Source organism: Brevibacillus reuszeri (assembly GCF_002897295.1).
GTDB classification, from domain to species: Bacteria; Bacillota; Bacilli; order Brevibacillales; family Brevibacillaceae; genus Brevibacillus; species Brevibacillus reuszeri_A.
Genome location: NZ_BEXF01000003.1, coordinates 206,325 through 229,513, shown reverse-complemented (window position 1 = coordinate 229,513; position 23,189 = coordinate 206,325). Strand labels below are relative to the sequence as shown.

General features: G+C 47.3%; 22 protein-coding genes, 1 pseudogene and 1 other annotated feature. Of the genes and pseudogenes, 17 read left to right on the top strand and 6 right to left on the bottom strand.

Annotated elements, in window-relative coordinates; translation table 11 throughout:
* Nucleotides 1-10: 10 nt before the first annotated feature.
* The 4 genes from serA to C3B52_RS06600 all read right to left on the bottom strand — a co-directional run bounded on the left by serA (nucleotide 11) and on the right by C3B52_RS06600 (nucleotide 4,663).
* The gene (serA, locus tag C3B52_RS06615) at nucleotides 11-1,594 is read right to left on the bottom strand and encodes a phosphoglycerate dehydrogenase (RefSeq protein WP_103105286.1); all 1,584 of its coding nucleotides are present in this window, start codon (nucleotides 1,592-1,594) and stop codon (nucleotides 11-13) included.
* Nucleotides 1,587-2,741 carry a pyridoxal-phosphate-dependent aminotransferase family protein gene (locus C3B52_RS06610; protein WP_103105285.1) on the bottom strand — a complete coding sequence of 385 codons (1,155 nt, stop codon included), beginning with the start codon at nucleotides 2,739-2,741 and terminating at the stop codon, nucleotides 1,587-1,589. Before C3B52_RS06610 ends, serA begins: the two co-directional genes overlap by 8 nt.
* 78 nt (nucleotides 2,742-2,819) lie before the next feature.
* Nucleotides 2,820-3,067: a binding site (T-box leader), on the bottom strand.
* A 368-nt stretch (nucleotides 3,068-3,435) separates the two neighbouring features.
* Nucleotides 3,436-3,642, bottom strand: a complete 207-nt coding sequence (locus C3B52_RS06605; RefSeq protein ID WP_031305339.1) for a ferredoxin — start codon at nucleotides 3,640-3,642, stop codon at nucleotides 3,436-3,438.
* 103 nt (nucleotides 3,643-3,745) lie between these two features.
* On the bottom strand, nucleotides 3,746-4,663 hold the full coding sequence (locus tag C3B52_RS06600; protein WP_103105284.1) for a hypothetical protein: 918 nt from the start codon (nucleotides 4,661-4,663) through the stop codon (nucleotides 3,746-3,748).
* A 118-nt stretch (nucleotides 4,664-4,781) separates the two neighbouring features.
* Between C3B52_RS06600 and C3B52_RS06595 the strand changes: the two genes are divergently transcribed.
* From C3B52_RS06595 to C3B52_RS06565, 6 genes are all read left to right on the top strand, one after another.
* Nucleotides 4,782-5,900: a helix-turn-helix domain-containing protein gene (locus C3B52_RS06595; RefSeq protein ID WP_103105283.1), complete on the top strand. Its 1,119-nt coding sequence runs from the start codon at nucleotides 4,782-4,784 to the stop codon at nucleotides 5,898-5,900.
* Complete coding sequence (locus C3B52_RS06590) at nucleotides 5,897-7,408, top strand: RecQ family ATP-dependent DNA helicase (RefSeq protein WP_103105282.1); 1,512 nt, start codon at nucleotides 5,897-5,899, stop codon at nucleotides 7,406-7,408. Before C3B52_RS06595 ends, C3B52_RS06590 begins: the two co-directional genes overlap by 4 nt.
* Nucleotides 7,409-7,424: 16 nt before the next feature.
* Nucleotides 7,425-8,006 (top strand): CPBP family intramembrane glutamic endopeptidase, encoded by a 582-nt coding sequence (locus C3B52_RS06585; RefSeq protein WP_103105281.1) that lies wholly within the window; start codon nucleotides 7,425-7,427, stop codon nucleotides 8,004-8,006.
* A complete protein-coding gene (locus tag C3B52_RS06580) occupies nucleotides 8,003-8,653 on the top strand; it encodes a LysM peptidoglycan-binding domain-containing protein (protein WP_103105280.1) in 651 nt (216 codons plus the stop codon). The genes C3B52_RS06585 and C3B52_RS06580 overlap by 4 nt, the downstream gene beginning before the upstream one ends.
* A 60-nt stretch (nucleotides 8,654-8,713) precedes the next feature.
* Nucleotides 8,714-9,637 (top strand): NAD(P)/FAD-dependent oxidoreductase, encoded by a 924-nt coding sequence (locus C3B52_RS06575; protein ID WP_103105483.1) that lies wholly within the window; start codon nucleotides 8,714-8,716, stop codon nucleotides 9,635-9,637.
* A gap of 849 nt (nucleotides 9,638-10,486) precedes the next feature.
* Nucleotides 10,487-11,089: a genetic competence negative regulator gene (locus C3B52_RS06565; RefSeq protein ID WP_049740144.1), complete on the top strand. Its 603-nt coding sequence runs from the start codon at nucleotides 10,487-10,489 to the stop codon at nucleotides 11,087-11,089.
* Nucleotides 11,090-11,163: 74 nt separating this feature from the next.
* On the opposite strand, the gene C3B52_RS06560 is transcribed toward C3B52_RS06565, so the two are convergent.
* Nucleotides 11,164-11,907, bottom strand: a complete 744-nt coding sequence (locus C3B52_RS06560) for a PIG-L deacetylase family protein (protein ID WP_103105278.1) — start codon at nucleotides 11,905-11,907, stop codon at nucleotides 11,164-11,166.
* Nucleotides 11,908-12,219: 312 nt separating this feature from the next.
* Between C3B52_RS06560 and C3B52_RS06555 the strand changes: the two genes are divergently transcribed.
* Complete coding sequence (locus C3B52_RS06555; protein WP_103105277.1) at nucleotides 12,220-13,509, top strand: Glu/Leu/Phe/Val family dehydrogenase; 1,290 nt, start codon at nucleotides 12,220-12,222, stop codon at nucleotides 13,507-13,509.
* A gap of 86 nt (nucleotides 13,510-13,595) precedes the next feature.
* Here C3B52_RS06555 and C3B52_RS06550 read toward each other — a convergent pair whose 3' ends face one another.
* Nucleotides 13,596-14,567, bottom strand: coding sequence for an asparaginase (locus C3B52_RS06550; RefSeq protein WP_103105276.1), 972 nt, complete (start codon nucleotides 14,565-14,567; stop codon nucleotides 13,596-13,598).
* A gap of 83 nt (nucleotides 14,568-14,650) precedes the next feature.
* Here C3B52_RS06550 and prsW point away from each other — a divergent pair, with 83 nt between their 5' ends.
* The 10 genes and pseudogenes from prsW (at nucleotide 14,651) to C3B52_RS06500 (ending at nucleotide 23,183) form a co-directional block, all read left to right on the top strand.
* Nucleotides 14,651-15,325, top strand: coding sequence for a glutamic-type intramembrane protease PrsW (gene prsW, locus C3B52_RS06545; RefSeq protein ID WP_103105275.1), 675 nt, complete (start codon nucleotides 14,651-14,653; stop codon nucleotides 15,323-15,325).
* 208 nt (nucleotides 15,326-15,533) lie between these two features.
* A pseudogene (locus tag C3B52_RS06540) lies at nucleotides 15,534-16,183 on the top strand (cell wall hydrolase).
* Between the two features lie 21 nt (nucleotides 16,184-16,204).
* On the top strand, nucleotides 16,205-17,578 hold the full coding sequence (gene ypeB / locus C3B52_RS06535; RefSeq protein WP_103105274.1) for a germination protein YpeB: 1,374 nt from the start codon (nucleotides 16,205-16,207) through the stop codon (nucleotides 17,576-17,578).
* 112 nt (nucleotides 17,579-17,690) lie between these two features.
* Nucleotides 17,691-18,374, top strand: a complete 684-nt coding sequence (locus C3B52_RS06530) for a flagellar brake protein (RefSeq protein WP_103105273.1) — start codon at nucleotides 17,691-17,693, stop codon at nucleotides 18,372-18,374.
* Between the two features lie 25 nt (nucleotides 18,375-18,399).
* On the top strand, nucleotides 18,400-18,582 hold the full coding sequence (locus C3B52_RS06525) for a hypothetical protein (protein ID WP_103105272.1): 183 nt from the start codon (nucleotides 18,400-18,402) through the stop codon (nucleotides 18,580-18,582).
* A 138-nt stretch (nucleotides 18,583-18,720) separates the two neighbouring features.
* Nucleotides 18,721-19,392: a (d)CMP kinase gene (cmk, locus tag C3B52_RS06520; protein WP_103105271.1), complete on the top strand. Its 672-nt coding sequence runs from the start codon at nucleotides 18,721-18,723 to the stop codon at nucleotides 19,390-19,392.
* Nucleotides 19,389-19,994 carry a lysophospholipid acyltransferase family protein gene (locus C3B52_RS06515; RefSeq protein ID WP_103105270.1) on the top strand — a complete coding sequence of 202 codons (606 nt, stop codon included), beginning with the start codon at nucleotides 19,389-19,391 and terminating at the stop codon, nucleotides 19,992-19,994. Before cmk ends, C3B52_RS06515 begins: the two co-directional genes overlap by 4 nt.
* Before the next feature lie 174 nt (nucleotides 19,995-20,168).
* Nucleotides 20,169-21,341, top strand: a complete 1,173-nt coding sequence (gene rpsA, locus C3B52_RS06510; RefSeq protein WP_103105269.1) for a 30S ribosomal protein S1 — start codon at nucleotides 20,169-20,171, stop codon at nucleotides 21,339-21,341.
* Nucleotides 21,342-21,417: 76 nt separating this feature from the next.
* Entirely contained in the window at nucleotides 21,418-22,491 is a 1,074-nt protein-coding gene (fni, locus tag C3B52_RS06505) for a type 2 isopentenyl-diphosphate Delta-isomerase (protein ID WP_103105268.1), read from the top strand.
* Between the two features lie 56 nt (nucleotides 22,492-22,547).
* The gene (locus tag C3B52_RS06500; protein WP_103105267.1) at nucleotides 22,548-23,183 is read left to right on the top strand and encodes a YphA family membrane protein; all 636 of its coding nucleotides are present in this window, start codon (nucleotides 22,548-22,550) and stop codon (nucleotides 23,181-23,183) included.
* Nucleotides 23,184-23,189: the final 6 nt, after the last annotated feature.

The following is a 23,189-nucleotide window of genomic DNA, read 5'->3' as shown; positions in this document are numbered from 1 at the left end:
ATTACTCGTATTATAGCTCGATTTGCGTTACGCTCTTCACTTCAGCGAGCTCACCCATGGTGTCTAACAGCTCTGCTGTCAACGGCTTGTCAACGGAAAGCATCATGATCGCATCTCCGCCAATGTCGCGACGACCCACCTGCATGGTTGCGATGTTTACGCCATTTTCACCGAGGATAGATCCGACACGGCCGATAACACCTGGACGGTCATTGTGATGGATGTACAGCAGGTAGCCTTCTGGAGCTACGTCGATTGCGAAATCATCGATTTTCACGATACGTGCACCGTATCCATTCAAGCGAGTTCCGGCAACCGTACGTGTTTCCTGCGTTGTTTTGAGTGTTACGGTCAGCAGGTTGGTAAAGCCTTTGTTCTGAGCTGCTTTTTGCTCTGTTACGGTAATATCACGTACTTTAGCCAGCAGCGGCGCGTTCACAAAGTTTACTTCCTCACCCAAGCGGAAGGAGAGTACACCTTTTAGAACCGTACGCGTAAGTGGTGCAGTATCGACCTCAGTCAATTCACCGCTGTACTTGATCTGAACTTCCGAGATAGAGCCAACAGTTACCTGTGCCAAGAAATGACCAAGCTTTTCTCCCAAAGTGAAGTATGGTTGTACTTTTTCCATCACATGTGCCGGAATTGATGGCAGGTTAACGGCATTTTTGAATGGCTCGCCACGCAATACCTTCAAGATCTCTTCGGATACATCAACAGCAACGTTTTCTTGGGCTTCAACAGTCGAAGCACCCAGGTGTGGAGTGGTCACCACTTGTGGCAGTCCGACCAAAGGATTATCGACTGGTGGCTCTACTTCGTAAACGTCAAGCGCAGCACCGGCTACCTTGCCGCTTGTAATCGCTTCGAACAGTGCTTTCTCGTCGATGATACCACCGCGTGCGCAGTTGATCAGACGAACACCGTCTTTCATTTTTGCAAACTCCTTGGTACTGATGATGTAGCGAGTCTCCTTGGTCAATGGCGTATGCACGGTGATGAAGTCAGCTTGGCGGCTAATTTCATCTACAGTTGCGTTAGTCACGCCCATTTTTTGTGCGCGCTCTTCGGTCATGAATGGGTCGTAGCCCATGACTGTCATACCGAATGCTTTGGCACGCTTTGCTACCTCCGAACCAATGCGGCCCATTCCGATGATACCGAGTACTTTATTATTCAGCTCGACACCCTGAAAGCTTTTGCGATCCCAAGTACCATCAACGAGCTTTTTATGTGCTTGTGGGATATTGCGGGCAACTGCCATCAGCATGGCAAACGAATGCTCCGCAGTAGAGATCGTGTTTCCATCTGGAGCGTTGATGACTGGGACACCTGCTTGTGTCGCAGCGTTTACGTCGATGTTATCGACACCTACACCTGCGCGGCCGACTGCCTTGAGCTTTTTCCCTGCAGCAAGGACTTCTGCCGTTACTTGTGTTTGGCTGCGTACGAGCAGGGCATCGTAATCACCGATGACGTCTAGCAGCTCGGCAGGGGAGAGGTTCGTTTTACGAACGACTTCTACATCAGATGCGTCTAGCAGTTGTTGGATTCCGTATTCGCTAAGTGGGTCAGTAATCAGTACTTTATACATGTGCGATGAGCACCTCCTGAGCAGCTTTGACACCGGCACCCAGTTCGACTGGAGCGCCAATTTGATGGAGCGACATTTCAATTGCGGAAATGACTTGTAGTACATCGAGAGGCTCGCAATAGCCCATGTGACCAATGCGGAAAATTTTCCCTTTCAGATGCTGCTGGCCACCGGCAATGGTAATGTTGTATTGCTTGGTAAGAACCTTGCGGAGCGCTTCCGCATCGAATGCGCCTTGTGGATCACACGATGTAACTGTAGTAGCACCGTAAGCATCTTCAGCCATCAATGGTACGTTCAAGGCTCTCATAGCTGCACGAGTCATGTCGCGCATCAGCTCATGGCGCTTGATAACAGCTGGCAAGCCTTCCTCGTCCAGTATATCCAGCACCTCGGCGAGACCAAAAATGAGCGAGACAGCTGGTGTATACGGCGTCGTTTGATCTGCCAAGCTTTTACGATAAGCTTTGAGGTCGAGGTAGAAAGCTAATGTTTTATTTTGCTCGATAATTTTCCATGCACGCTCACTTGCTGCGAGGAAGGCGAGACCGGTTGGAAGCATGAAAGCTTTTTGCGAGCCTGTCACGACGATGTCTACGCCCCACGCGTCCATTTCGCAAGCGACTGCACCAAGGCAGCTAACAGCGTCAACGATGAAAAGAGCGTCGGAGTTCTGGCGAATCACTTGTGCCAATTCAGCGATTGGATTTTGAACACCAGTAGAGGTTTCGCAATAGGTTGCAAAGACAGCTTTTACTTGTGGCTTTTCTTTGAGGAAAGCTTCTAGCAGTTCAGGAGTAACAGCCTCGCCCCAAGCAACCTCCAAGCGATGGGCGATGATACCGTAGCGCTCGCAAATTTTCGCGAAGCGTTCACCGAAGGCGCCGCTTACGAGGATAGCTGCTTCATCACCTGGCTGCAACGTATTCACTACGCCCATTTCGAGAGCGCTGGTTCCACTGCCGGCGAGAATATACACATCCTGCGTCGTTCCGAAGTAAGGCTTCAGTCTTTCAGCTGTGCGAGCGAACAAAGCAGAGAACTTGCCGCTTCGATGTCCGATCATTGGCTGATTCATCGCCTGCTGAACACGAGGTGGGATAGGGGTTGGACCTGGAATTCTCAAAATCATTTTGTCAGTAAACATAGCTTTCTCTCCTCCTAGTTCTAAACAAGCATGCAACAAAAAAACCTCCCGTTCCCACACTGCTCCTATTACGGAACAGTGAGGGACGAGAGGCTTGCTTCGCGGTGCCACCCTCATTCGCCCTTCTTCTCTCAAAGAAGAGCCTTGGCAGGTACATGACCTGAAGAGATAACGGATCTACCGTTCGCGTCTACTGGACAAGTCAATTGTCTGTTCAACGCAACAACTCGGAAGTGCTTATCTGCGAGTGGAACCACCGATTCGCAGCGACCATCGGCTCTCTGAGGGTTTCCATGTACACAGCTTTTCTTCGTCATCGTTGTTCGAGTATTTGTGTTACGTAAGATTTGTACTTACGATATCACGGCAAAAAAGTAACGTCAAGCACTAAAACAAGAAAAAATGAACATTACCAAAAAAATATCATTTATAGTTCGTGAATAATATGTGTTAATGAGCTTTGAATAACAGAAAAACCACCAAAACACGAACGTTAAGATATTTATCTCACAAGAAATGGGAAAAAGTCAATTTAATGTTCGTGTTTTCCTTACAGCCTCATCTTACCTAAAATTTATGAAAGAGGGAATGAGAAAATGCTGATCATATGTTCAGTGGAAATGGGAAAGCTAGAAAATGAAAAACCCCTCACGTACGAGTGTACGGAGGAGTTTTTGTCATTGTAGAAGGAATCCTATTCCACTTTAATAGAATCGGTCGGGCATCCTTCTGCAGCGTCACGGACGTCGTCTTGAAGGATATCCGGGATTTCAACGCTGTTTGCATTGTCATCCAGCTTGTTGAATGCAAGGCCCTCATCGTCGTAATCAAAGACGTCAGGAGCTGTCGCGCCACAAGCACCGCACGCAATACAAGTATCTTTATCTACCCATGTTGTCATCGTGGTTTCACCTCCCATTACGAAGTGGTACGTCCACTATCATAGATCATTGTATGCTCTTGCTGACAAGATTTCAAGATAGAATCAGTCTAAAAATGTACGACTACCTGTAGAGAGGGATTTCTGGGGCCTTTAACACCGAATAAAGTCTCCCATTTAATGCTTTAAAGTCTCCCGCGTGGACGGCATCTGTAGCGTTTACCAGCTTGACTGCAGACGCAAAATCTTTGATTCCAAGCGTTTGCGCGTCATTAGATGAAACCAACATATCGAGGCGCGCGGTCAGATCCTCAGGATTATAGTTCTGCCACTGCTTGCCTGCTGACATGGAAGCTGCTGCCAGATACGTACGGAAGTGAAACGGATACTGCTTCCACTCATCTGTGCTGACCGAGGATGGCAATTCTTTTGGCAATGGCTGTTTGGTAACGTATGCCGATTCCCATACTGCAAAAGAGTGATAAACCCTTTCTTGAGCAGTCAGCCAATTGTTGTTGAATAGCGTCATTCGGGCAGCAATTTCAGTTGGCGTTAGTGCATTACTATTCTGGTCGCTACGCACATGCTCCATACTATCCAAATACGCCCGCACACTGTCTGTAAAGAGATTGTGTGCCTGTATTAGCAAGGGTGAGGTAGGCAGAGGAACGTTCTTTTCCAATTCTTTTTCTGTTTGCTCAGCTATTTTGACTAATTGCTTGAGCGATTCAGACTGTTCCTTCTTGCTCATTTGTCCCCAGTTTTCCATGGTATTGAAATGGGCCTGCTTCATATCTAGCACAGGTGCGTATACAGCATAATAAAAACGAATAAAGTCCTGTTCACTATAAAGCTTCTGCTCACGTAAAAGTTTTTCCTTCTCAGCCTCTTTGTGCTTGGCTTCTAAAACAGCTGCTTGTTCGGCTTCAATTTTTGTCTTCATATAATGTGCACCGAAAAAAAATCCACCAACCCCGCAAGCAAGTGTTATGATGATCATGTACGCCATCATAAATTCTGACTTATTCAACCGTTTTGTCATAAAATCCTCCAAATAAAAAGTGCAGCGATTTTGTAGTCTAAGCCATATGTAGGGTGTAACATATAGAAGATGCTGCCATAATCGTAAAGATAATAGAAAGAGAGATAAAGGAGTACGAATGAACAGTCATAACAGTGCTGGTGAGGAGCTGGATTTTCTTTGCCTAATTGCTTTAAATGCAATGCTTCCTCTTTCCAACGAGCGAACGCTTCAGGCAGCCTTTTACATATTGCGAGGCCGTAAAGCCAATCAAACTCTGCAGGACGTGCATTTGTACAGCCTTTATCCGTATTATCGGATGTTTCCTCGTTTTACAAAAGAGGGTTGGGATAAAATTGTTTCAACTTTATTACAAAAAGGGTTCATTCGGACCGTTACAAGAGACGAGCAAACAAAGAAATCAACATTTTGGGTCACACAAGCAGGCAAGGATTTTGCAAAGAAGGAGTCTGATCGTTATCAGCTGAATTTTTGGCTGGCTCCTTTTAGCCAATCAGATATGGCAGAGCGGCTTGGCCTGTTCTGGTTGAGACTGCACCTTCTTGTACAGACCGTCTCCCATTTGCTTGCAAGAGAGCTTGGCTTCGTTCCTATCGTCTCGGACAAGCGTACACAGAGGTGGGTTCGCACCCAGCTTCAGGATCAGGTGTCGAGAGAGATGTGGCGGGATCAGTTGGAGGAGGAGCTGTTCAAACTGCTGCATCCGTTGCCGATTGAAGTGCAGGAGCTGATTGTCTCGCAGCTGTCTGGAGCGGCTCAGGTCGGGAAGACGCTGGGACAAATCGCTCAGCAAAAAAGAGAAACGCCATCCTACCTGCAGCTTCCATTTCGCTACGGGCTTGCTGCATGCATCCTGAGATTACAACAGAAACCCGAATCCTTTCCATTGCTGTCCCGACTCGTCATTCAAACCCATAAGTTTGATTCACGCCTCACAGACAGTGCGGCAAAGACGTATGAGCTGATTCAACGAGGATTGGGGAAGGCTGAGGTGGCGATTCGGCGGAATATCAAGGAAAGTACAGTTGAGGACCACTTAGTTGAGATGGCCTTGCGCTGCCCGGAATGGGATTACTCCAATTATTTATCAAAAGAGATCGGTGACCACATTGTTCAAACGAGTGAACAATTGCAGACCAGCCGTTTGCGGATGATAAAGGATCAGCTTGATGATTCCGTCTCCTATTTACAGATTCGTCTGGCCTTGGCCAGGAGACAGGGGGAGAAGGCTAAGTGAGCGATTTGTTGCACAACACGTTAAGCAAGCATTTCGGTCATGCTGCTTTTCGGCCGGGTCAAGAAAAAATGATCAGACAGGTGATGTCGGGACGAAATGTACTTGGGTTATTGGCAACAGGAGGGGGAAAATCGGTAACGTACCAGCTGCCGGCTTTGCTTTTACCGGGAATCACGGTTGTCGTTTCCCCGCTCATTTCTTTAATGATTGATCAGGTACAGCAGCTCCGTGCACGAAATAAAATTCCTGCTGCCTACGTAAACAGCTCACTAGACCCTTCAGAAAGCAGAGAGTTGCTCCAAGAGATTGCGGCTGGGGCGTATAAGCTGCTGTACGTTTCTCCAGAAAAGCTACAACAGTCGTACGTCCAGGATGTCCTCAAGAGAGCAGGTGTTTCACTAATTGCGATTGACGAGGCACACTGCATCTCACAGTGGGGTCATGATTTTCGAACGGATTATCTCCGCTTGCCGGATGTGATTAAAAACGTGGGGAGTCCCCCTGTTTTGGCAGTGACGGCAACTGCGACCAAAGCCGTGCGGGATGAGATTTGTGATTTATTGCATATCGAAGCAGAAGATGTGGTTGTCCAGCCCTTGAATCGGGCAAACATCGCTTTGGATCTCGCCGAGGTGCAGGACGAGGGTGAGCGACGCCAGAAAGTCGTAGAGCTAATGAACAGCCTCCAGGGGCCAGGTATCGTTTATTGCAGTACCAGACAGGCTGTTGATGTGTTGACTGCCACTTATCAGCTCGAAGGCAGCAGACGTGTGCACGGATATCACGGTGGTATGAACAGTATGGAGAGGATGCTGATTCAACAGCAATTTCTTTCCGGGGACCTGGATATCATCGTAGCCACGAATGCCTTTGGAATGGGGATTGATAAGTCGGATATCCGTTTTGTCGTCCATTATCAGCTGCCAGCGAGCATGGAGGCGTATGCTCAGGAAATTGGCCGGGTCGGTAGGAATGGTGAGCCAGGGTATGCCCTTCTTTTCAGTTCGATGGAAGATGTACATATTCATCAGCACATGCTGGAGCGCGAATATCCGACCCAGCTTCAGGTTCAGCAATTTTGCCAGCTGTTGTCAAAAGGTATCGCCATAACCAGCGAGGTGCTGGCTGCCGTGGACATGTCAGATGAAATGGCAGGGATGCTATCCTTTTATGCAGAAAAAGCAGGATATATCTCAAAGCCAGGAACCGCCATGCCATACGATCAAGAGAAGGCTTTGGATATTTGGCAGGATACCCAGGTGAGAAAAAGGCAAAAGCATCAAAAGCTGTTTGGAATGCTTGACTATGTACAGAATAATCAGTGCTTGCGTCGTAGTCTCAATCATTATTTTGAGGAAGCCGAGTACTCCTTTACGCTACAGTGCTGCGTGCATTGCGGCTTGGATCGCGCGGCTTACGTCGGGGATATCCCCCAGAAGCAGGAAAAGAAAGATGAAAAACCATGGAATTTACGGCAGGCGTTGCAAACTCTTTTGCCGAAAAGATAAAGGAGCGATAACATAAGTGAAGTACGGAGGGCAAGAGATTGACGAAGCTACATTGCGGCTGAATCTCTGGCTAACGCAAGGACTGGTTTTGATCGTGGCGGCTGGCAGCAGCTTATGGGCACATGGGATACAAGGAACCATGGAGTTGTTTCGGTCCCCATTATGGTCTAGCCTGACTTGGTCGGGGGGTGTCATTGCTGCTGTCGTCCTTTTGAGTATCGTGATGGACAAGTATTTGCCCAAGCGCTGGCAGGATGATGGAAGTGTGAACATGCGGATTTTTGGCAGCATGTCTCCTGTGACCACCCTACTTGTATGTATAGCGGTTGGGTTTGGGGAAGAATGGCTGTTCAGAGGCGTCATCCATTCTTTTGCCGGGAATTTTTGGACCAGTCTTCTGTTTACGCTTGTGCATGTCCGTTATGTTACGAAACCGCTGATGGTTATAAGCGTCTTCGGTACTAGCTGGCTACTAGGCATGCTTTTTACTTATTCGGGTTCCCTATGGTCACCGATTGTGGCTCACATTGGAATTGATCTGCTATTGGCTTTTTATTTGCAGGCCACCATGAAAAAGGAAAAGGGGGAGAAGAAGTGAATCTAGAGCCGAATCAATTGCCACCTCGACGCTCCCGTCATACGCAACGGAAAGTCAATTTCTCGTTTACAAAATGGGTCCGGTCGGGTCTGGTCGTGTTTGGCGCCGTTTTTTTCGGGGTAATCCTGGTCGAACTATATCAAGCACAAGTATCTCACCAAGCGGCGAAGCTCGGTACACCAAATCTTACGGTAAGTGAACCGACTACTGACAATATCGCTTCTGCAGGACAAGCAGAGAATGCTGCTGGCAATGCCCTGGGAGCAGCAGCGTCAACATCAACCGTACAGGAAGGAAAGACCGTTCCTGAGACAAAAGTGGATGCAACAATCAACGTGCCGCCCGTTTCAACGCCACCTTCTGTCCAGCAAGTATCGCAACCAAGCCCTTCTGCCGAGCCAAAATCCTCACCGACTGAAAATGTCCCGGCAAAGCATAACAATGCGACTGTAGCTCCGGCAACGGCTCCTGCCCCTAAGCCAAAAGTAATCAGGCATGTAGTGCAAAAAGGCGAGACCCTGTACATGCTCTCGCGCAAATATTACGGGAACAATTTGAATGTTTCGCGTATTGCCAAGTACAATGGCTTTCATGCCGATACACAGCTTACCGCTGGAAAAATCGTGATGGTGCCGTTAGCGCCGTAATGGTGCAGCCATTTTGGGGAAAGCTAGGAGGAAATGGCTGCGACAGGTGGGGTGCTCGTAATGTATGATACAGTAATCATCGGTGGAGGCATTGCAGGTTTGCAAACCGCTATCCAATTAGCCAGAAGCTTGCGACGTGTTGCTGTTTTGGACATACCCGGAGGTCGGTCTTCCGTAGCCAAAACGTATCGCAACATCCTCGGTTATCCAAAAGATGTGAGTGGGGACAAGCTGCGCCGCTTGGGGCGGGAGCAAGCTACACAATACGGTGCACACATGATTGAGGATGAAGCTGTTTCTTTGCAGGCGAGAGGCGATGATGAGTTTATTGTCCAAACGAAAAATGGAGCAAACCCACTAGTGGCCAGGACAATTGTGATGGCGACGGGGATTCGTGATCCCTTCCCATCGATTCCGGGTATAGAGGAGTGTCTGGGGAGCTCTATTTTTTTATGCCCGGATTGTGACGGCTATGAAAGCGTTGGAGAACCGATTGCTGTGATTGGAGCAGGACCGCAGGCGGTAGTGATGGCAGATGAGCTTTCTCATTATACAAAGCAAATCGCGGTTCTGAATCACGTGGGTGCTCTGACGTCATCAGACGATTTGGAGCGACTAAAAAAACAAGGCTTCGCTTTTTATGATCAGACGGTGCAGAAGCTGTTACATAATGGTGGCCAGTTGACTGGACTAGAGCTTGCATCTGGAGAGATTTTAGGTGTGACGAGAGCCTTCCTCGCTGTTCCTGGAGCGGTTGTCCAGACAGGTCTGTTACAAGGCTTTAAAGTACATGTGAATGAAAAAGGGCATGTGCGGACCGATCCGAGAACCAAGGAAACGGATCATCGCAATATATGGGCGGTCGGAGATATTACACTTCATTCCCAGCAGGTGGCCATCGCGATGGGGGATGGAGCACAGGCTGCCATCTGGATACAAAAGCGGCTACGTGAAAGTGATCGTTTCGTTCAAGCAAAAAGCTAGCGCCGTGCAGCGGCGTTTTTTTTGTGTGAGGTTTCTTATACTTGTTTCAGGAACCCGAACTAGCAGGAATCAATATAAATGGGAAGAAGAAACGGTAGTGGGGGACACCACGAATCTGCCTCCTGTTTTAGCAAGAATAACCTACTGATAACACGCGGTCGCTCCTCTCTGAGGAGGCCCCGATAGAGGTCTTTTTTATGGTGATCGTAGGAAGAAGTTTGTTGGTGGGACTATTCGCGTGGATACTGGGTAATGGAGCAATACTCATATTTCCTGCCAAAAGTCTTCACCTGAACCGCGTCGGAGACTGGATCTCCATGTTGATGTTTTCACCAATAGAAATATTTCTGTCTTTCTTGATGTTCGTAATGGCCACGCTTCTTTTGTTTGGCTTACTGCACTTTCACATCAGTCAATATTTTTATCAAAAATATACGCAAAATGTGTGGACACATCTCCTATTATGCTTGTTCTCTGTATTTGTCCTCGTGGTGCAAATCGTGAAAATGCCCGTTGCAACAATGGCGATGATGATAATGATAGGAGTATACGCAATGTCCTCTGGAGGGCAGCTTTTCCTGGGAAAGCGCAGGAATTGACAGTGTACAACAAACTATTCTTTTCAGTGGGCTTAATCGACATGTGCGTGCGAAAGTGCACGAATAAGGGCGTGGGGTGTCACGTGACTATGTTCCAGTAAGTAAATGTGATATGATAGGACTACCCCGGATTTTCCAATGTGCTAAAAAATGGATGAATGCTACCAGCTATTCGTCGGAAAATGCGGAGAACTCTTACAGGCTTACCATCATATTTTATAGTACGACTGGATGGCGAGGAGGGACAGTCATGCGTGTTGAACGCCTTGGTCAAGATAAAATACGAATCTTTTTAACGTTTGACGACCTGTCAGAGCGCGGGATAGAGAAAGAAGACATGTGGCGTGACATTCCTAAAGTTCATGAACTGTTCAACGACATGATGGAGCAGGCTTATCACGAGCTAGGTTTTGAAGTATCAGGGCCTGTTGCAGTTGAAGTGTTCGCCTTGCCAGCTCAGGGAATGGTCGTAATAGTAACACGCGGCAAAACCGGCTCAAAGGACGGGAAGGAAGAGGGAGAATACGAAGACGAGGACGTCTATGAACTAGAGGTCACTTTAGAAGAAAGCGATCTGATTATGTACGCCTTCCGCGATTTTGAGCACATGGTTGAAGCTGCTCATCGTGTAAACGCTCTTTTGACTAACGGGGGATCTGCTTACTTCTACCAGGGCAAATATCACCTGGTTTTGGAAGAGGTTGATCTGGATCAAGAGCGTTATCACAAACTAATTGCGATCCTTTCTGAGTACGGGGAAGCGACACCGACAACGATCTATGTTTTGGAAGAGTATGGAAAGGTTGTCGTAGCTGACGATGCAGTAAAAGAAATATGCAGGCATTTCACCTGATGAGCGGTGAGTGTCTGGGGAGATAAAACAGCACCTAGTCATCCAACTAGGTGCTTTTGCTGTTTTTTTGAGACTTATTTGATTCCGTAAAAGAAATCGTCCTCCTTGCCGGTGATCTTATAATCGGCAAGATTGGTCCAAGCGAGGATGTATTGATTGAGCGGTGGAACTGAGGCATATTCTCCAGTCGTGACACCAGGGAATACACGTTCGACGGATAAGTGCTGTGTACGATGCGCGCGCAAGGCTTCAGCTACTTGTGGACGATACTCAGGCCCAGCTATCTCGGTTGTAATACTCTCGATTGGATCAGAGAACGGAGGCTGGATTGCACCAAAAGTACTATTCGAAGCCCGGGTTGCGTAATACAGCTTACGAACCGAGGTGTCCTTTGGTAGGGTATGAATTGCTTGGGTAGTTGCTGCCGAGATAGCACGGTGATCCGGATGTCCGGATATGCCATGTGGTGCAAAAGTCACCACTACCTCTGGTTGAAATTTCTCAATCGCAGCGTGAATATGATGGACTAACTCGGTAGAGGGTACCTCGCCCAAGTGCTTATCTTCATAATCAAGCAGATCTACAGAGGCAAGACCAAGGATGGATGCAGCCATGCGAAGCTCCGACTCTCGCTGCTGGGGAAGCTCCTCTACAGAACAAATAGGAGGATCTCCAGCTTTTCCGGCTTGCCCTCGGGTAGCACAAAGCAGATGCGAATGGGTGTTTTTATCCTGGGAATATTTGCTGATCGTAATGCCACTGGCAAACGTCTCATCGTCAGGATGGGCGTAAATAAACAAGATGTACCTTTTTTTCATAAAAACACCTCCATGAATAAACTTCCAAAGTCTTCGATACTATTATGGCATATATTCACTGTTTTCGTAATGAAACAGCTCCCATTGGGTATGCTATTGTTACTCGAAAAGGGCGTTATGTTGCTGGTTAGACATTTTCTGAAAAATGAATCTCGATTTTTCTGGGGTTTTGCTAATTTGAATGTTTATCCAGCAGCGAAAAGTAAAAAAACATAACAAAATCGTAAAAAACTTTTTTAAGCTTCTCATCCTTGATACAAGCGTGTATACTAAAGGCTGCATTTACCGAAAACATTTTTGAGGTGGTAAGTAATGGGTAATCAAGACGTGGTAACCGAAAGCACCGAAGGGAAAGAAAAGCAAGAAAGTCTAAACTTGCTGACTTCGACTCAAACGGTGATCAAGGAAGCACTGGAGAAACTAGGTTACCAAGAATCGATGTTTGAACTCTTGAAGGAGCCGCTACGCGTTTTGACCGTACGCATTCCGGTTCGCATGGATAACGGCGAAGTGAAGGTGTTTACCGGTTATCGTGCACAGCACAACGATGCAGTTGGTCCGACCAAGGGGGGCATTCGTTTCCACCCTGAAGTTACAGAGGATGAAGTTAAAGCGCTTTCCATCTGGATGAGCCTCAAAGCTGGTATCGTTGACCTTCCATACGGTGGTGGTAAAGGCGGTATCATTTGCGACCCGCGTGAAATGTCTTTCCGTGAACTGGAACGACTGAGCCGCGGTTACGTTCGCGCAATCAGCCAACTTGTGGGGCCAACTAAAGACATTCCGGCTCCGGATGTCTTCACTAACTCCCAAATCATGGCATGGATGATGGACGAGTACAGCCGCATTCGCGAGTTTGACTCTCCTGGTTTCATTACCGGTAAACCAATCGCTCTTGGTGGTTCGCATGGTCGTGAAACAGCAACTGCAAAAGGTGTAACCATTTGCATCCGCGAAGCTGCAAAACGTCGCAACATCGACATCAAAGGCGCTCGCGTAGTAATTCAAGGTTTTGGTAACGCAGGTAGCTACCTGGCGAAGTTCATGCACGATGCAGGAGCAAAAGTAGTAGGTATCTCCGATGCTTACGGTGCGCTGCATGATCCAAACGGTTTGGATATTGACTACCTGTTGGATCGTCGTGACTCCTTCGGTACTGTAACCAAGCTCTTTACCAACACAATCACAAACAAAGAACTGTTTGAACTGGATTGCGATATTATCGTGCCAGCTGCGATTGAAAACCAAATCACAGCAGCAAACGCACACAATATCAAAGCGTCCATCGTTGTAGAAGCGGCAAACGGCCCAACTACATTGGAAGCGACCAAAATCCTGACTGAACGTGGAATTCTTCTTGTTCCAGACGTACTGGCAAGTGCCGGCGGTGTAACCGTTTCCTACTTTGAGTGGGTACAAAACAACCAAGGCTACTACTGGTCCGAAGAAGAAGTGGAAGAAAAACTGGAAAAAGTAATGGTACGTTCGTTTGAAAATGTTTACTCCCTGTCTCAAACACGCCGGATTGACATGCGGCTCTCTGCTTACATGGTGGGTGCACGCAAAATGGCTGAAGCATCTCGCTTCCGTGGCTGGGTATAATACATTTTTGACCCACCTCCATATACAAAAGAAAGCCCTCCTTGGATTCGATTCAAGGAGGGTTTTTGTTTGCGATAAACATCTCGTTACTTTTCAAACAAGTCCTGTAATTGAGCAAAATCACGGGTTTGCTGTAGGGTGACAATTAGCTTCAGGCGAGCCTTTTGACCATTCAAGCCGTTGGAGAATACGATGCCCATTTTCTTGAGCTGATTTCCTCCGCCTTCATAGTCGTAAACATCTTGTACTTGTCCGTTATAGCAACGCGATACGAGTACAATCGGAATGCCTTTGTCCAGAAGCTGTGTAAGCGTCGGGATGATGGCAGGCGGCAGATTTCCGAGCCCAAAAGCTTCGATCACTAGGCCATCAATCGGCTGCTCCAGTAAAAATTGGAGCCAAGCAGGGTCCATACCAGCTACCGCTTTGATCAGAGGGACGTTGGCATTCGCATGGGAGATGGCATAATGCTCGCGATCCAGCGGGGCATGGTGGTATTGAACATTTTTCTTTGCAATGGTGCCGATCGGCCCGTACTGGGGCGATTGAAAGGTAGCGACATTGCTCGTATGAGTTTTGGTGACATGGCAGGCAGCATGGATTTCATCGTTGAAGACGACCAGAACCCCTTTGTTTCGGCTGTCTGGGTCAGCTGCCGTACGTACGGATGAAATCAGATTGACAGGTCCGTCTGCTCCTAATTCATTACTGCTTCTCATGGCTCCAGTAACAACAATCGGCACACTCAAGGAAAGGGTTAGGTCTAGAAAATAAGCCGTTTCTTCAAGAGTATCGGTACCGTGAGTGATGACTACGCCGTCATAGGAGGCGAGGGACAGCTCCTCCTCGATGTGTTGCCGCAGTTGATTCATGATAGCAGGAGTAATGTGAGGGCTTGGCAAATTGAGGACATTTTTCATTGTAACGTCAGCATAACGCTCCAAAAAAGGAAGAATCTTGTTAACCGCTTGATCATCTAATGGTTTTACACCATCTGAAGCATCGACTGACATGGCGATTGTACCACCTGTATTCAGAACCAATATTTTTTTCAACATGATCTCTCTCCTGTAGCGGGTTTTCATGAATCAGTATTCATGGTACGATGATTAACAGCCTTGTGTAAAGGAGCAATAAACAGATGATTGCTATGATCGGAGCGGCAATTGCCCCCGGTATCGCCATCTTAAGCTATTTTTACTTGCGTGACAGCTTTGAGCCCGAGCCTATTTCCATGGTCATTCGGTCATTCGTTTTTGGTATGCTGCTGGTTATCCCGATTATGGTTCTCCAGTACATCATGCAGAATGAGTGGGACTGGCGAGGAGGCCTTGTTGCGGATGTGGTTCAGTCCGCTGTCGTAGAAGAATTCTTCAAGTGGATGGTCATTTTTTTCACCGCATACAAGCACGTAGAGTTCGATGAGCCTTATGACGGTATCGTTTATGCTGTCGCTGTATCTCTTGGATTTGCCACCTTGGAAAATCTTTTTTATTTAATCATTAACGGCTTGAATATCGCTTTTTGGCGTGCGCTGCTTCCTGTTTCCAGTCATGCACTGTTTGCAGTGTGGATGGGCTACTACCTCGGTCGTGCAAAATTCTCCAATAGCCGCAAGCAGGAGCGAACATTTTTATGGCTGTCCATTGGTCTGCCAATCGGACTGCATGCATTGTACAATGCCATTTTTCTCTCTATTCAAAACTGGATCGTCGTCATCGTGCCATTCATGCTCCTCTTATGGTGGCAAGGTTTGAAAAAGGTGCAAAGAGCACATGAATACAGTTCTAAAAAACTCTCTTCCCGTCCACAATAGACGTGAGGAGGAGACGAGACGTGTTTAAAACCGAGCGAGCAAAAGTGACTATTCGATGCAATGTATGTGGCGAAACATTCACCCTGAGAGGTCGCAGGGAACCTGAAGGGCAGGTTGAAACAGGCTTTAAACAATGCTTGTGCGACAACGATCAGCATTTTAGTATTAACGAATCTTAAGAGTTTGAGTACGAGACGAAGAAGATGGAATAATTCCTGAAAGACCGGTGCACATCGCATCGGTCTTTTTCTCGTTCCAGATTCGATGCATAATCCATTCTTCCTCCACCAACACTATGCAAAGATTTCAATACATGCCAAGGAGGTATCAGCCGTGCGCTCATGGTGGATTTCGGGAATGGTCGTTTTGTTGGTCGCAACGGTCTTTTGGGTAACTGGGCTTTTATCATCAGAAAAGAGCGTTGCAACCTCGCCAGGAGCTGAGATGGCAGCGCCAGCAAAAGAGAACAGCAAAGCAAAACAGAGCTTTCATCCTTCTCGAATATCCGCAAATGACTTAAAGCTGATGGCAAATGCTGTATACGGTGAGGCGAGAGGTGAGCCGTATGAAGGACAGGTAGCAATTGCGGCGGTCATCCTTAATCGGGTGAAAAGCCCTTCATTTCCGGATACGCCCTCCGCTGTCATTTTTGAGCCTCGGGCATTCACCGCAGTAGCGGACGGACAAATTTGGCTTGAACCAAACGACAGTGCCCGTAAAGCTGTACAAAATGCGCTAAATGGCTGGGACCCGTCAGGTGGATGCACCTATTATTTCAATCCCGCAACGGCAACCTCCAAGTGGATATGGGGTAGGCCGCAGGTAAAGAAAATCGGAAAGCATATATTTTGCCGGTAACGATAGGAGGAGTGAACAGGGATGGTTTACGGAGCAACCGCACGTATTTTATTTCCCATTGCCCTTGTTGCATTGGTTGGAGCGGGTATGTGGGGCTACCAGGAGCACAATGAAAAAAACTCAGTCTTGATTAAAGCAGAAAACTCGTACCAGCGAGCTTTCCACGATCTTACGTATCATATCGACAAGCTCCATGACGAATTAGGCAAGTCGCTAGTTGTTAACTCTCGCAGACAAATGACACCGACGCTTACAAATGTATGGCGCCTTGCTTATGCCGCTCAGGCTGATGTCGGGCAGCTGCCACTTACATTGATGCCGTTTAATAAAACGGAGGAGATGCTGTCTCGAGTAGCGGACTTTTCCTATCGTGTTGCGGTACGGGATTTGAACAAGGAACCGTTAAGTGAAAAAGAATACGGGACGCTGAAAAGTCTGCATAAGCAAGCAGCGGATATCCAGGATCAATTGCGAAGTGTACAAGCAAATGTAATCGACAAGCAGCTGCGGTGGATGGATGTGGAAACTGCGCTTGCCTCCGATGACAAAAAGTCCGATAACACCATCATCGACGGCTTCCATACGATAGAGAAAAAAGTACAGGAATATCCGGATTTGGATTGGGGAGTCGGAATCCAAAGCTTGGACAAAAAGAAGCAGCAACGGATCAAGGGCATTGACGGAAAGCCGATCAGTCCTGATGAAGCGAAGAGAGCTGCTCTGGATTTTCTAGGAATGAAGGATGGAGACAAGAAGGTCGAAGTCAATGAGAATGGCAAGGGGCAAGAATACACGGCCTACAGCGTTCGCATTCCTTCCAAAGACAATAAATCTGCCATTAATATGGATGTGACCAAGCGCAGCGGCAAAGTAGTCTGGATGATGAATGAACGAAATGTCGGTGAAGAAAAGCTTTCGATGAAGCAGGCTGAAGAGCATGGAAGAACATTCCTCAACAAACATGGATATGGAAACATGGTTGTGAGTGAAATCGATAGCTACGAGCGCAGCGCCCTGTTCACTTTTGTTCCGATGCAGGATGATGTCCGTATATATCCGGATTCTGTTATTGTGGAAGTCGCTCTCGATAATGGCGAGGTGACGGCATTTAACGCCACAGAATACTTGTTTAATCATAAAAAACGGATTCTCTCCAAGCCAAAGCTGACTAAAGAAGAGGCACGAAAAAAAGTAAATCCGAGTGTAAAAGTAACGAATCAGAGATTGGCATTGATCGAAGGGAAAAATGATGGAAACGAAGTGCTTACGTGGGAACTAACCGGTAGCTTTGAAGGAAGCGCCTACATGATCTACGTGAATGCAATAACCGGTGAGGAAGAAGAAGTGGTCAAAATGGACACCGGAGGAACTAACGAATCAGAACGGCCGAAATAAGAGAAATGGACGAGGGGAAGCTCGATTTTAGGGGCTTTCCCTATTTGCTGATTCCGCGTGGAAGGGTATATAATGGAAGCGTGAGAGGAAGAGAAGGAGGAACTAAGGCTATATGATGCTTCCCAGAATTGGACAAACCATACGACTCAATTTTATGAGTTCCTCTGAAGAGACTGAGCTACACTCCTTTAAAAGCAGAATTACAGATATTCAGGATGATGTAGCCTCCATTGAATTACCTACCAGTGAAGTTACGGGACGTACTGGTTTGTTTGGACCGGGGACAGAATGTTCTGTCTGGTATGTCGGTGAAGATGGTTCTCGTTACGAATTCAATTCTTCTATCGCTGGCAGAAAAAGCGAACACATACCAGTGCTTTTACTGCAGCTCCCGGCAAAGGAATTTATCTCGCGTACTCAGCGCCGCAACTATTTGCGAATTGAAACCACACTGGAGATCGCAGTAAAGCTGAACGATCCGATTCGTCAGTACCACTTTTTGGCGCGGACAATGGATGTCAGCGGCGGCGGATTGTCTTTTACGTGTGAGGAATCTTTTCGCTTGCAAGAAAAAGACATGCTGAAGGTCTGGATTTCGTTGCCCACCAAAAATGGACAGATCCAACATGCATTTGCGGAGATGGAAATTGTCAGAATAAAGCCAGCAGAAGAAAAAGGTTTACATCAGTGGATTTCAGGAAAGTTTATTAAAATGAGCGAGCTTGATCGGGTAAAAGTAGTACGGGCTTGTTACGAAAGACAGCTGGAGCTTCGCAAAAAAGGAATCGAGGACTGACGACTGACCGAAGGAAGTGACCTCTATGACCAGTCAGTACAATGAGCGTTTTCGGCGATTTTCAGAGCGGATCGAAAAGGGGATTTTGATAGGAATCGTCGCCTGCGCGATTGTGCTGGTGGCGGGGGAGTTCTTGATTCAATATGCACCAGTTCGTGTACTTTTGATCGAGACAGAACGGCTGGAAGGGGTATTGCGGATACCCTAAAGGTTTGCGAATGCTTCCATACTATGGTACTATTATAGATAACATAGAAACGCATCACATGAATGGGAAAGGGCTTCGGTAGAAGCTTTTCTTGTTTTATTCCCTTTCAGAACTACTGTACATAGCAGGTGAGAAGTAATGAACATTGCAATTGATGGACCAGCGGGAGCAGGGAAGAGCACTGTTGCCCAAAAAGTAGCCGGACAGCTGGAATACGTATACATTGATACGGGTTCTATGTATCGGGCATTAGCTTGGGCGGTTCACCATTATCAATTTTCCATCGAAGACGAACCTTCCGTTTCCGAACTATTGCAAAACAATGTGATTCGCCTGGTTCGCGAGCATGGAAAACAAGCAGTTTTCTGGAATGACAAAGATGTGACTGGACTCATTCGTTCTACAGAAGTAAGCCAGTTTGCATCGATTGTCGCTAGCTATGGTTCTGTTCGTGAGCAAATGCTAGTACTACAAAGGAACCTTGCCAAACAAGGGAATGTGGTTATGGATGGACGAGATATCGGAACCCACGTGCTTCCTGATGCAGAAGTGAAGATTTTTCTGACCGCCTCCAGCAGAGAGCGCGCAGAAAGAAGATGGAAAGAATTGCTCGCAAAAGGAATCCAGACTGACTTGGATGAGCTGGAAAGAGAGATTGAAGAGCGCGATCTGCGTGACATGAATCGGGATGTGGCTCCACTACGCCAGGCGGATGACGCTGTTTTGGTGGATACAACAGGGATGTCCATTGACCAGGTAGTAGATCGAATCTTACAAATCTGCGAGCGTACGGGAGAGTCTACCCAGTGAGCTATTATCGTTTATTTCGAGGTGTTTTCCGATTTATATTTTCCCTTGTCTATCGTTGGCAAGTGATCGGGCGAGAACATATACCTAAGGAAGGCCCAGTGATTCTTTGCGCCAACCACATTTCTAACTGGGATCCACCTCTGCTCGGTTCAGGCATCGAGCGTCAGGTGAATTTCATGGCAAAAGAAGAACTGTTCCGCATTCCGGTTCTGAATTTTTTACTCGTAAAATTCGGAGCATTTCCGGTAAAGCGGGGAGCTGGTGACCGCGCCGCAATCCGTGCGACGTTAAAGCTGCTTGAAGAAGGAAAAATTTTAGGAATTTTTCCAGAAGGAGCTCGCAGCAAAACGGGTGAACCGGGAGAAGCAAAATCGGGAGCAGCACTGTTTGCGCTGAAGTCTCAGGCGTCAGTCGTTCCGGTGGCGATCATCGGACCGTATCGTCTGTTTCGTCCGGTGAAAATCGTGTACGGCAAGCCGATTGATTTGTCTTCACTACGCGAGACAAAAGGAGGCTCCGATACACTTAAGGAAGCGAGCGACCTGATCATGGCTCATATCAAGGAGCTTCATGCCAAGCATCGCCAATCACTGCCTGTATAGAATTGTCAAAGGGAAGAATACTAACGAAAGCTGGAACTTACTGGCTCTGTCAAGGCTAACTGCGGCCCTCGGGCAGCAGTTAAAAATATACATGCTCCCGCTTCATGTAACGTGGTTGATATCCACCTCTACATAGATAGACTGGGACTGGATGGTATTAAGGAGGTCTTTAGGATGATGGAAGAAACGAACGTAAGCTTAACCGATGCAACAACTGTTTCCGTAGGGGATGTAGTAAAAGCGACTGTTACAAAGGTAGAAGACAAACAAGCGCTGGTTGATGTGGGTTACAAATACGATGGACTAATCCCAATTAGTGAGCTTTCTCCCCTCCATGTTGAGAAGGTTTCCGATGAAGTAGCTGTAGGCGATACGTTTGAAGTGAAAGTAATCAAGCTCAATGACGAGAAAGAAGAGCTCGTTGTTTCCAAAAAGGCTGTTGCAATGGAATCTTCCTGGGCTGATTTGGAGCAAAAAATGCAAGCTGGTGAAATCATCGAAGCGACTGTCAAAGAAGTAGTTAAAGGCGGTCTGGTTGTAGACGTAGGTGTTCGCGGCTTTATTCCGGCATCTATGGTTGAGCGCCACTTTGTTGAAGACTTCTCTGACTACAAAGGCAAAGCATTGACTTTGAAAGTCGTAGAGATGGATAAAGAAAAGAACAAAGTAATCCTGTCTCATAAAGCGGTTCTGGATGATGAAGTAAAAGTGAAGAAACAATCCATTTTGGACAAAATCCAACCTGGTCAAGTTCTGGAAGGAACAGTTCAACGCATGACTGACTTCGGTGTTTTCGTTGACATCGGCGGAGTTGACGGATTGGTTCACGTTTCCGAGCTGGCTTGGAACCGCGTAGACAAACCTTCTGATGTTGTAAAAGAAGGCGACAAGGTACAGGTAAAAGTACTGAAAGTTGACCGCGAAAATGAGCGTATCGGACTGAGCATCAAAGAAACGCAGGCTGGTCCGTGGGCGAAGGTAGCAGAAGAGTTCAAAGCAGGCTCTATTGCGACTGGAACGGTTAAGCGTCTGGTATCCTTTGGTGCATTCGTAGAAGTTGCTCCTGGAATCGAAGGTCTGGTGCATATCTCCCAAATCGCGAATCGCCGTGTGAACACTCCAGGTGAGGTGCTGAAGGAAGGTCAAGAAGTTCAGGTTAAAATCCTGGATGTAGTACCTGCTGAACAGCGCATCAGCTTGAGCATTCGCGCTGTTGAAGAAGATCGTGAAGAACAGGCAGAACGCGCTAGCAAACGCGAACAACAACAATTCCAACAAGAAAACAACCAACCGATGGGTGTAACGCTGGGAGAACTGTTCGCTGATCTGAAAGACAAGTTCAAGTAAGCTAGATAGTATGATGAAATCCTGGGGATACGCTCTATTGCGTATCCCTTTTTATTTTGAAACAGGAGGCATTGTGATGGATCGTTCCACACGAAAAATGGATCATATACGACACGCGCTGGAAAAATCAGATCGGCCCTTTAACAGTTTTGATGAGGTGAGCTTTGTTCCTACTAGTTTACCCAATATTGGTTATCAAGAAATCACGCTTGATACAGATTTGGCTACTTTTCGATTGGGGTCCCCCATTATTATTAATGCGATGACAGGAGGGGCGGAGGCCACAACACAAATCAATCAAAAGCTAGCGATTATAGCGCGAGAGAAAAATTTGGCGATCGCTGTCGGTTCACAAATGGCAGCACTGCGAGACCCTAGCGTAGCAGAAAGCTATCGGGTCGTTCGCAAGGAACATCCGGCAGGAATCGTTTTTGCTAATGTAGGGGCTGAAGCCACTGTTGAGCAGGCCCAAGCAGCGGTGAATATGCTCGATGCAGACGGCTTGCAGATTCATTTAAATGTCATGCAAGAACTGCTCATGCCCGAAGGTGACAGGGATTTTCGTGGATACATAGACAATATCCAGGCGATCAAAGAGAGTGTGGATGTGCCAGTGATGGTAAAGGAAGTCGGCTTTGGGATGGCAAAAGAGACGATTCAAAGACTGACGGAGGTAGGGATCTCAATCATCGATGTAGGAGGAAGGGGAGGGACAAATTTCGCCAGAGTCGAAAACAGACGCAGTACCCGCCCGTTGAGCATGTTCGAGGATTGGGGATTTACTACCGTTCAGAGCTTACTTGAAGCGCAAGTATTTAGTCAGGCAGGAGTGTCGATCATGGCGACCGGCGGAATTCGACATGGGCTGGATGTGCTAAAAGCACTAGTGCTTGGGGCTTCGGCAGCCGGTATTGCGGGAGAGCTGCTCCGTTTGGTACAGACAAGCACTGTTGAGGAGTGTCTGGTTGCTGTGGATGAATGGCATCATCAGCTGAGAGTAGGGATGACTGCGCTAGGTTTAAGAAAACCTCAGGACTGTAGGCGAGCTCCTGTTCTTGTCTCGGGTATAACAGGTTTTCAGGCTAGGCTGCGCGGCATCGATCTGGAAATGCTTGCACAAAGAGATTTTGACATGTTCTCGCATTCATGAAAGAGTAGCGCTTGAGGCATACTTTGGGGAGACAACCACTTTTTGAGGAGATGAACATGAACGAGGGTACCATTGCGATGCTCTTTCAATGGTCTCTGCTTTGCCTAGTCTGGATGGGGAGCTATGATTCGCTCCTGCGAGAATTGCGAATACAGCGTAGGCGACTGCTGGCTGTGCTTACGGCCTTCCTGGTCTGTTCCTTTGTTAGCTGGAAGCTCTATTTTGCTCCTGTTCAGGTAAGTCTCAGTGGAACCATACTTCCACTTTTTGCAAGCATAGTCCTTTACACTCGGCTGAGAAAAGAAAGACGGAGGCTGCATCTACTGGGCGCAATGGCTACAGCGGTACTACTGGTTTGGCTGCGTTGGCTATTTTTTACCGATCCTATTTTGTTGTTTTGGGATGAGCGCATGATCGTACCGATGCTTGCTGTTGCAGCGACCCTTGCGATGAGCCGTCAGAGTGCAGCACAGCTTTTTCAGCTGCTTTTTGCCCTGACATTTGCCGATGTCCTGCACGCTTTTTACTTCTCGAAGCTATCGGGAGCCTGTGTGTTAGGAAGTGATTATGCACAGGATCTGTTATGGACTGGCGTTTTCGTGTTAAGTCTCATCCTTATGATTTGGTCTACGATCCGGCGTTTTTCGCGAAACAAAGAGCCGGAGTCTTCCCATTCAGATGCTGGCAGGTGATGCTTG